Origin of the sequence: Phenylobacterium sp. (assembly GCF_036821595.1) — a bacterium.
Taxonomy (GTDB): domain Bacteria; phylum Pseudomonadota; class Alphaproteobacteria; order Caulobacterales; family Caulobacteraceae; genus Phenylobacterium.
The window spans coordinates 1-8,418 of the sequence record NZ_DAISJG010000084.1; the positions used below are offsets into that span (position 1 = coordinate 1).

12 protein-coding genes are annotated in these 8,418 nt (G+C 72.3%); 3 read left to right on the plus strand and 9 right to left on the minus strand.

Going from position 1 to position 8,418, the window contains the following annotated elements; all coding sequences use genetic code 11:
* On the plus strand, window positions 1-998 hold a 998-nt coding region (locus V7Z97_RS18190), incomplete at its 5' end, for a retroviral-like aspartic protease family protein (protein WP_334164856.1).
* Here V7Z97_RS18190 and V7Z97_RS18195 read toward each other — a convergent pair.
* From V7Z97_RS18195 to glyA, 9 genes are all read right to left on the minus strand, one after another.
* Window positions 902-1,402, minus strand: a complete 501-nt coding sequence (locus V7Z97_RS18195; RefSeq protein ID WP_334164857.1) for an isoprenylcysteine carboxyl methyltransferase family protein — start codon at window positions 1,400-1,402, stop codon at window positions 902-904. The two genes, V7Z97_RS18190 and V7Z97_RS18195, sit on opposite strands and share 97 nt — an antisense overlap.
* The gene (locus V7Z97_RS18200) at window positions 1,399-2,448 is read right to left on the minus strand and encodes a type III polyketide synthase (RefSeq protein WP_334164858.1); all 1,050 of its coding nucleotides are present in this window, start codon (window positions 2,446-2,448) and stop codon (window positions 1,399-1,401) included. The genes V7Z97_RS18195 and V7Z97_RS18200 overlap by 4 nt, the downstream gene beginning before the upstream one ends.
* A 69-nt stretch (window positions 2,449-2,517) precedes the next feature.
* Entirely contained in the window at window positions 2,518-3,465 is a 948-nt protein-coding gene (thiL, locus tag V7Z97_RS18205) for a thiamine-phosphate kinase (protein ID WP_334164859.1), read from the minus strand.
* Entirely contained in the window at window positions 3,452-3,898 is a 447-nt protein-coding gene (gene nusB / locus V7Z97_RS18210) for a transcription antitermination factor NusB (RefSeq protein ID WP_334164860.1), read from the minus strand. The genes thiL and nusB overlap by 14 nt, the downstream gene beginning before the upstream one ends.
* Window positions 3,895-4,362 (minus strand): 6,7-dimethyl-8-ribityllumazine synthase, encoded by a 468-nt coding sequence (gene ribH, locus V7Z97_RS18215; protein WP_334164861.1) that lies wholly within the window; start codon window positions 4,360-4,362, stop codon window positions 3,895-3,897. Before ribH ends, nusB begins: the two co-directional genes overlap by 4 nt.
* A 34-nt stretch (window positions 4,363-4,396) precedes the next feature.
* Window positions 4,397-4,987 carry a riboflavin synthase gene (locus tag V7Z97_RS18220; protein WP_334164862.1) on the minus strand — a complete coding sequence of 197 codons (591 nt, stop codon included), beginning with the start codon at window positions 4,985-4,987 and terminating at the stop codon, window positions 4,397-4,399.
* Window positions 4,988-5,632 (minus strand): RibD family protein, encoded by a 645-nt coding sequence (locus V7Z97_RS18225; RefSeq protein WP_334164863.1) that lies wholly within the window; start codon window positions 5,630-5,632, stop codon window positions 4,988-4,990.
* Window positions 5,633-5,634: 2 nt separating this feature from the next.
* Window positions 5,635-6,105 carry a transcriptional regulator NrdR gene (nrdR, locus tag V7Z97_RS18230; RefSeq protein ID WP_334164864.1) on the minus strand — a complete coding sequence of 157 codons (471 nt, stop codon included), beginning with the start codon at window positions 6,103-6,105 and terminating at the stop codon, window positions 5,635-5,637.
* A 31-nt stretch (window positions 6,106-6,136) separates the two neighbouring features.
* Window positions 6,137-7,423, minus strand: coding sequence for a serine hydroxymethyltransferase (gene glyA / locus V7Z97_RS18235; protein WP_442958049.1), 1,287 nt, complete (start codon window positions 7,421-7,423; stop codon window positions 6,137-6,139).
* 184 nt (window positions 7,424-7,607) lie between these two features.
* Between glyA and V7Z97_RS18240 the strand changes: the two genes are divergently transcribed.
* Window positions 7,608-8,048 carry a MucR family transcriptional regulator gene (locus V7Z97_RS18240; protein ID WP_334164865.1) on the plus strand — a complete coding sequence of 147 codons (441 nt, stop codon included), beginning with the start codon at window positions 7,608-7,610 and terminating at the stop codon, window positions 8,046-8,048.
* On the plus strand, window positions 8,045-8,284 hold the full coding sequence (locus V7Z97_RS18245; protein WP_334164866.1) for a hypothetical protein: 240 nt from the start codon (window positions 8,045-8,047) through the stop codon (window positions 8,282-8,284). The genes V7Z97_RS18240 and V7Z97_RS18245 overlap by 4 nt, the downstream gene beginning before the upstream one ends.
* Window positions 8,285-8,418: the final 134 nt, after the last annotated feature.

Here is an 8,418-nt window from a genome sequence, read left to right on the forward strand (position 1 = left end):
CCCTCCCCGCCCTGGCCCGCGCGCAGGCGCCGGAGACCGAGGCGCCCGCGATCGAGGCCCCGGACGATCCGGACGAGCCCTCGATCTCCGTCGGGGCGGAGGAGAGCCGCAACGACCACCTGCTGGCGCCGGTGACGATCAACGGCCAGGGGCCCTACCGCTTCCTGCTGGACACCGGCGCCAATGCCTCGTGCGTGTCGCACCGGCTGATGGACCAGCTCGCCCTCACCCCCGGACCGCCGACCCGGGTGCACACCGTGGTGGGCGTGCGCACGCGGCCGAGCGTGATGATCGACCGGCTGCAGGTGGGGGCCCGCCACCGCCGGCGGGTCCGCGCCCCCGCCCTGCCGATCCGCGGCGAGGAGGTGGACGGCGTGCTGGGCGTCGACTGGCTGAAGGGCCAGCGGCTGGTGCTCGACTTCAAGGCCAGGACCATCGAGATCACCCGCTCCCGCAGCGACCAGTCCGAGGAAGGCCGGGTGGTGGTGCCGGCGAGGCGCCGGCTCGGCCAGCTGACCATCGTCGACGCCGACCTGAGCGGCGAGCGGATCAGCGCGATGATCGACTCAGGAGCCCACGTCAGCCTCTGCAACGCCCCGCTGCACGCGCTGGTGGTCGCCGCCGAGCGCAGGCGCGGCCGACAGGAGCCGCCGATCAAGCTGGAGCTGGAGACCCTGGCCGGCGAGCGCTTCCAGGGCGAGCTCTTCTACCTGCCGTTCCTCAGGCTGGGCGGCCTGCGCCTGGGCAACGTGCCCGTGGTCTACGCCGACATGCACGTGTTCGACATCTGGGGCCTGAGGGACACCCCCTCCATCGTCCTGGGCATGGACCTGCTCACCCAGTTCGACGCCGTGGCGCTGGACTTCGGCCGCAGCCAGGTGCGGTTCGACATGTCCGAGCCTCAGCGGACGGCGGAGGCCTCGCGCAACGCGGCCTCTTCGGCGCGGATCCTGACGAACAGGACCGAGGCGTTGAGGATCGAGAGCACCAGGGCGTAGGCGTAGAGGCCGAAGACCAGCGGCAGGACGGCGACCTCCGCCGCCACCACGACGTAGTTGGGATGGCGCAGGAAGCGGTAGGGGCCGCGGGTCACCGGCGGCTCGGCCGGCAGGGTGATGATCCGCGTCGTCCAGCGCCCGCCCAGGGTGGCGATCACCCACACGCGCAGCGCCTGCAGGACCACGAAGACGGCGAGCCAGGCGAGGTTCGCCGGCCGGTCCCAGGCCAGCCACCAGAGCCCGCCCAGCCAGCCGGCGTGCAGGCCGACGATGATCGGATAGTGCATGGCGCCCGCCTCGACGCCGCCGCGGGCCAGGAGGCGGCGGGTGTTGCGGCGGGCCAGGACCAGCTCGCCGAGGCGCTGGACGGTGACGAAGCCGAGGATCAGGATCGAGAGGATCATGCGGCGTCGAGGGTCACCGTGCTGGCGGTGAAGCCCGGTCCCAGGGCGGTCATCACGGAGCGGGACGGCAGGCCCGCGCGGCGCACGCGGTCGAGGACGTAGAGCACGGTCGGGGCGGACATGTTGCCGTGGTCGGCGAGCACGCCGCGCTCGTGGTCCAGCGCGCCCTGGCCGAGGCCGAGGGCGGACTCCAGGGCCTCCACCACCTTGGTCCCGCCGGGATGGCAGACGAAGCGGTCGACGTCCTCGACCGCCAGCCCCTGCCCCGCCAGCATGGCGTCCATGGCCGGGCGCAGGCGCTGGCGGGCGAAGGGCGGGATGGCCTGGGCGAAGATCACGCCGAGGCCCTGCGGGTCCACGCGCCAGCCCATGATGTCGAGGGTGCCGGGCCAGGTGTGCTCGGCCGCGCCCCCGACCCGGGCGAACCCCGCTTCGCCGGCCCGCAGGACGCAGGCCGCCGCCCCGTCGCCGAACAGGGCGGTGGCGACGATGTCGGCCTTGGTGGGCGCGTCCAGCCGGAAGGAGAGCGTGCAGAGCTCGAGGGCGACCAGCAGCACCCGCGCGCCCGGCTCGGCCGCCGCCAGCCGCGCGGCCAGCGCCAGGCCGGTCGCCCCGCCTGCGCAGCCCAGGCCGAAGACCGGCACGCGCGCGGCGTCGGGACGGAAGTCCATGGCCTCCATCGCCCGGGCCTCAAGGCTCGGCGTGGCGATTCCCGTGGAGGAGACGGTGACGATCATGTCGATGTCCGCGCCGGTGAGGCCGGCCTCGTCCAGGGCCGCCCCCGCGACGCGGACGAAGAGCTCCACGGCGGCGGCGGCATAGGCCTCCATGCGCTCGGGCCAGCCGCGCGGCTCCAGGTACCAGGCCATGGGCATGGCCGACTGGCGGGTGCGGATGCCGGTGGTCTCGAACACCGGCGCCATGCGCTCGAACTGCGGGAAGCGGTCCTGGAAGATCTCCCGCGCGACCCGCGCGACGTCGGCCTGCGGCAGCTCGTGCGGCGGCTGCGCGGTCGCGAGCGAGATCAGCCCTACGGGCGGTGTCATGGTGCGCGGCCTCCCCGGCCGGGTTCATTTGGCGAACCCCTGCCGCGGAACGTGGTTCCGTGGAGCCCGTCAGATGTGCCGCCATCCCCCGTGCCCGGGGTCGACCGGGCGGCCGGACATCCGCACCGCCAGCCCTTCGCCTTGCGAGACCTCGCCGACCAGGGTGAACCCCGGCGGCTTCACGGTCCCCGCGGGCATGGTGCAGACCACCTCGTAGTCGTCGCCGCCGGTGGCGAGCCTCAGGAGCGCGGCGGTCGGGTCGGGCTGGGCCTCCAGCCAGGTGGCGGCGCCGCGGGACAGCGGGATCCGCTCCAGGTCGAGGGTCAGGCGAAGGCCGCTGGCGCGGGCGATGTGGCGGGCGTCGGCCACCAGGCCGTCGGAGACGTCGGCGGCGGCGGTCGCCAGGCGCCGGAGCGGCGAGCGCAGGTCGAGGCGCGGCTCCGGCAGGTGGTAGCGGAAGGCGAGGTCGCCCTCCGGGTCGTCGATCTCGCCGCGGACGGCGGCCAGCCCCAGCACCCCGTCGCCGATCGTGCCGCTGACCAGCACCTGGTCGCCCGCCCGGGCGCCCGCGCGGCGGACCATGCGGCCCTCCGGCGCCCAACCCAGGGCCGTCAGGCTGGCGGTGAAGGGGCCGGGCGTGGTGGTGGTGTCGCCGCCCAGCAGGTCGAGCCCGAAGGTCTCCAGGTCGGCGGCCAGGCCCTTGGCGAAGCGCGCCCGGTCGTTCGGCCCGAAGGCCTTCGGCCAGCAGACGGCGAGGAAGCAGGCGAACGGTTCGGCCGCCTTGGCGGCCAGGTCCGACAGGTTCACCCGCAGCAGCTTGCGGGCCACCAGGTCGGGCGCCTCGCCCGCCGGGAAGTGCACGCCCTCGACGATGGCGTCCTTGGTGACCACCAGGTCATGTGCCGGGCGCTTCGGGACCACGGCGGCGTCGTCCAGCAGGCCGAAGGCTCCCGGCGCCCCGTGGGTCAGGGGGCGGAACAGCCGTTCGATCTCTCCGAACTCGTCAGCTCCGGACATCCTGGGCCACGGCGTCGAGCGCCCCGTTCACGAAGCCCGGCTCCGGGCCCTCGAAGAAGGATTTGGCGAGCTCGACGTATTCGTCGATCACCACCTCGGTGGGCACGTCGCCGCGGTGGGCCAGTTCGTAGGCCCCGGCGCGCAGGATGGCGCGCACGGTGGCGTCCAGCCGCTCCAGCCGCCAGCCCTGGGCCAGCCGCCGCGCGATGCCGGCGTCCACCGCCTTCTGCTCGGCGACGACGCCGCGCACCAGGTCGGCGAAGAAGGCCTCGTCGGCCCCGGCCAGGGTGACGTCCTCCAGGTCGCGGTCGAACCGGTGCTCGGCGAACTCGCGGATCACGGTCTCGGCCCCCGCGCTGGAGACCTCCATCTGGTAGAGGGCCTGGACGGCGGCGAGGCGGGCCACCGAGCGGGCCTGACGGGGCGTGCTCATCGCTTGCCGCCAAGCAGTTGCTGCTTCAGTTCGACCATGGACAGGGCCGCACGCGCCGCGCCGCCGCCCTTGTCGCCCTCGCTCATGCGGGCGCGGGCCCAGGCCTGCTCCTCGTCCTCGACGGTCAGGATGCCGTTGCCGATGCACAGGCGCTTGCCGATCGTCAGGTCCATGATCCCGCGGGCGCTCTCGTTCGAGACGATCTCGAAGTGGTAGGTCTCGCCGCGGATCACGGTTCCCAGGGCGACGTAGCCGTCGAACGGGGCGCCGCCGGCCGGGCGGTGGCCGCCCTCCTCGGCGAAGGCGATGGCCGCCGGAATCTCCAGGGCGCCGGGCACGGTCACCACCTCATACTCCGCCCCGAACGCCTTGAGGGCGTCGGTGGCGCCCTGCAGCAGGGCGTCGGCGAGGTCTTCGTAGAAGCGCGCCTCGACGATGAGGATGCGGATCGGCTCTTCGGTCATCTGGAATGTCGCCCTTGGTGGTCGGGCGAACGCTTTAGGCCGTTTCGCGCCAGCGGGCGAGATAGCGCGCCAGCATATCGATCTCCAGGTTCACGCGGGCGCCCGGCTTCAACTCGCCCAGCGTCGTCACGTCCCAGGTGTGCGGGATCAGGTTCACGCCGAAGACGTCGTCGTCCACCTCGTTGACGGTGAGCGACACGCCCTCGACGGTGATCGAGCCCTTGGGGGCGATGAACCGGTGCAGCGGCCGGGGGACGCGGATCCGCACCCGGTGCGAGCCGCCCTCCTCCTCCACCGACGTGACCTCGCCGACGCCGTCGACATGGCCCGAGACGATGTGGCCGCCCAGCTCGTCGCCGACCTTCGCGGCGCGCTCCAGGTTCACCCGCCGGCCCTCGCGCCAGTCGGACAGGGTGGTCTTGTCCAGCGTCTCGCCGGAGACCTCCACGGCGAACCAGCCCTCGCCCTTCTCGACCACGGTCAGGCAGCAGCCGGCGTGGGCGATGGAGGCGCCGATGTCGACAGTGGCGAGGTCGAAGGCGGTCTCGATCTCGAACCTGCGGTCGCGGTTGGTGTCGCGCACCGCGCGAACGCGGCCGACGTCGGTGACGATGCCGGTGAACATCTAGATCCTCTCGTAACGTTCCCAGAGGTCGTCGCCGACCTCGCGGACCTCGGTGCGCCGGAAATGGGGCGCGTCGGCAAGCCCGGCGATCGCCAGCGCGCCCACGGCGGGCCGCCCCTCGCCGCCGATGACGATGGGGGCGCGGAACCACTCCAGGGCGTCCACCAGGCCGCAGCGCAGGAAGCTGCCGGCTACCTGGCCGCCGCCCTCGACGAAGATCCGGTGCAGCCCCTGGTCCGCCAGCGCCTGGACGACCGTCTTCAGCTCCGGCCGGTCCTCGCCCACGGCGCGGACGGTAAGCACGCGGACGCCGAGCTCCACGAGCGCCGGGTCCGGCTCGGTCGTGGCGACGATGTAGGTGGGGATCTCGCGGGCGGTGCGGACCAGCCTGCACTCGGGCGACAGGCGCTGGCGGCTGTCCAGCACCACGCGGGCCGGCTGCGGCCCGTTCCAGCCGGGCGTGCGCACGGTGAGCTCGGGATCGTCGGCCAGGGCCGTCTCCGCGCCCACCAGCACAGCGTCGTGCGCGGCGCGCAGGCGGTAGACCTGCTCACGGGCGGGCTGGCCGGTGATCCACTTGCTCTGGCCGGCGGCGGTGGCGATCCGGCCGTCGAGCGAGGTGGCGAGCTTGAGGGTCACCGCCACGGCTAGCGCTCCGTGTCGGCTTCGCTCAGCCCCTCCTCGCCGAGGAAGCGGGCGAAGTCGCCGGTCTCGCGGAAGTCGCGGTAGACCGAGGCGTAGCGGACATAGGCCACGTCATCGAGCTGCTTGAGCTGCTTCATGACCAGTTCGCCGATGGTGGACGACGGCAGCTCCGTCTCGCCCATGCTCTCGAGCTGGCGCACGATGGTGGAGATCATCCGCTCCACCCGCTCCGGCTCCACCGGCCGCTTGCGCATGGCGATGGAGATCGAGCGGGCGAGCTTGTCGCGGTCGAAGGGCGTACGCCGGCCCGACCGCTTCAGGATTGTGATCTCGCGCAGCTGAACGCGCTCGAAGGTCGTGAAGCGGCCGTTGCACACCGGGCAGAGCCGGCGTCGGCGGATCGCCGCCCCGTCTTCCGACGGTCGGCTGTCCTTCACCTGGGTCTCGTCGTGGCCGCAGAACGGGCAGCGCATATCTAGCCCCTTTCGCGGCCATCTACCCCCATTAGGAGTAGATGGGGAAGCGCCGCGTCAAGGCCACGACTTCGCCGCGCACCTTCTGCTCGACCGCGGTGTTGTCGCCGCCCTGGCGCAGGCCGTCGAGCACCTCGCCGATCCAGGCGCCCACCTGGCGGAATTCGCCCGGGCCGAAGCCGCGGCTGGTGCCGGCCGGCGAGCCGACTCGCAGGCCCGAGGTCTGCATCGGCGGCAGCGGGTCGCCGGGGATCGAGTTCTTGTTGGTGGTGATCCCGGCCCGTTCCAGGGCGATCTCGGCGTCGGCGCCGGAGACGCCCTTCGGCGTCAGGTCCACCAGCATCAGGTGGCTGTCGGTGCCGTTGGAGACGATCTTGAAGCCGGCGCTCTGCAGGCTGTCGGCGAGCGCGCGGGCGTTCTCGATCACCTGCCGGGCGTAGAGCCTGAACTCGGGCCGCAGGGCCTCCCCGAAGGCCACGGCCTTGGCGGCGATGACGTGCATCAGGGGGCCGCCCTGCAGGCCCGGGAACACCGCGCTGTCGATCTTCTTCGCCAGCTTCCTGTCGTTGGTCAGGATCATGCCGCCGCGCGGGCCACGCAGGGTCTTGTGGGTGGTGGTGGTGACCACATGGGCGTGCGGGAACGGGTTCGGGTACTCGCCGGCCGCCACCAGGCCGGCGTAGTGGGCGATGTCGCACATCAGGAGCGCCCCCACCTCGTCGGCGATCGCGCGGAAGCGGGCGAAGTCGATGTGGCGCGAATAGGCCGAGCCGCCGGCGATGATCACCTTGGGCTGGTTGGCGCGGGCCACCTCGGCCGCCTCGTCGTAGTCGATCAGATGGTCCTGGGCGCGGACGCCGTAGGCGACGGGGGCGAACCACTTGCCCGACTGATTGACGCTCTTGCCGTGGGTCAGGTGGCCGCCGTGGTCGAGGTTCATGCCCATGAAGGTGTCGCCCGGCTTCATGGTCGCCATGAACACCGCCTGGTTCGCCTGGCTGCCGGAGTGCGGCTGGACGTTGGCGAACTCGCAGCCGAACAGTTGCCTGGCCCGCTCGATGGCCAGCACCTCGGCCTCGTCCACGACCTCGCAGCCGCCGTAGTAGCGCTTCCCGGGATAGCCCTCGGCGTACTTGTTGGTGAGCACCGACCCTTGCGCCTCCAGCACCGCGCGGGAGACGATATTCTCGGACGCGATGAGCTCGATCTGCTCCTGCTGGCGGGTCAGCTCCCTGCCGACGATGGCGGCGATGGCGGGGTCGCCGGCGGCCAGGCCTTGGGTGAAGAACTCGTCGGTGGAAGGCTGGGGAGCGTGCACGTTCAAGGGCGGCGCCTTTCGAGCGGGGAGAATCCAGGGCGGGCGGAGTGCGCTCTTTACTCCGAACGGGGCCCGCTTCCAACGCCGGAACCAAAGCCGCCCGCCTGCGTTGCAGCCTCACCCGACGTGCACGCGCAAGCGAGGCGCGGCGGGCTGTGTGCAAGCGTATGAGAAGGGGGACTGAATGAGCGTTGGACCCGACCCCGACCCCCGTTCGGGCGAGGAGCTGCTGCGCCTGGGCGCAGGGATAGTCGCGGCCTATGTCAGCCGGAACGCCGTTTCCGCCGAAGCCGTCCCCGACATCATCCGCACCGTGCACCACGCGCTGGAGGGCCTGACCAAGGCCGGCGGCGGCGCGCAGCCCCAGCCCGAGGAACGGCCGAAGCCGGCCGTGCCGATCGGCAGGTCCGTGCAGCACGACTACATCGTCTGCCTCGAGGACGGTAAGCGCCTGAAGATGCTGAAGCGCTACCTGCGCTCGCGCTACAACATGAGCCCCGACGATTACCGCCGGCGGTGGGGCCTGCCCCCGGACTATCCGATGGTCGCGCCGGCCTATGCCGCCCGGCGCTCCGACTTCGCCAAGCAGATCGGCCTGGGCCGCGGCGTGCGGAGGCGCAAGTGAAGCGCATCGATGCCGAGGTCCGCGCCTTCAACCGCAGCGGCTACGAGATCCTGGACGAGGACCTGCCGACCCGCGGCGAGGTGGTGATCTGGTCGGTGGACCCGCTGACGCCGCGCCTGGGCGACCTGTTCACCATCGAAAGCGACGGCCGGGTCCACGAGGTGGCGGTGGAGGAGCTGACCACCTTCCGGGGCGGCTGGAGCGCCAGATGCCGCCTGGAGGCGCCCCTCGCCTGAGCCTGTCCCAGGCCCCATTCCGGGTCCCTGCCCCGCCGTCCGCCCTTGCGGTCGCGGGGCGGCGGCCTATCTCCCCCATTCGCTTCGCGCGCAGGCGCTGGGTCTTTGAGTCAAGCGGACCGCCTGATCACCGG

Bases quoted from the DNA above. Each gene is read 5' to 3' on its own strand.
- V7Z97_RS18200 (WP_334164858.1), bottom strand. From the start codon at position 2,448: ATGACACCGCCCGTAGGGCTGATCTCGCTCGCGACCGCGCAGCCGCCG.
- V7Z97_RS18240 (WP_334164865.1), top strand. From the start codon at position 7,608: ATGAGCGTTGGACCCGACCCCGACCCCCGTTCGGGCGAGGAGCTGCTG.
- nusB (WP_334164860.1), bottom strand. From the start codon at position 3,898: ATGAGCACGCCCCGTCAGGCCCGCTCGGTGGCCCGCCTCGCCGCCGTC.
- V7Z97_RS18195 (WP_334164857.1), bottom strand. From the start codon at position 1,402: ATGATCCTCTCGATCCTGATCCTCGGCTTCGTCACCGTCCAGCGCCTC.
- nrdR (WP_334164864.1), bottom strand. From the start codon at position 6,105: ATGCGCTGCCCGTTCTGCGGCCACGACGAGACCCAGGTGAAGGACAGC.
- thiL (WP_334164859.1), bottom strand. From the start codon at position 3,465: ATGTCCGGAGCTGACGAGTTCGGAGAGATCGAACGGCTGTTCCGCCCC.
- ribH (WP_334164861.1), bottom strand. From the start codon at position 4,362: ATGACCGAAGAGCCGATCCGCATCCTCATCGTCGAGGCGCGCTTCTAC.
- V7Z97_RS18220 (WP_334164862.1), bottom strand. From the start codon at position 4,987: ATGTTCACCGGCATCGTCACCGACGTCGGCCGCGTTCGCGCGGTGCGC.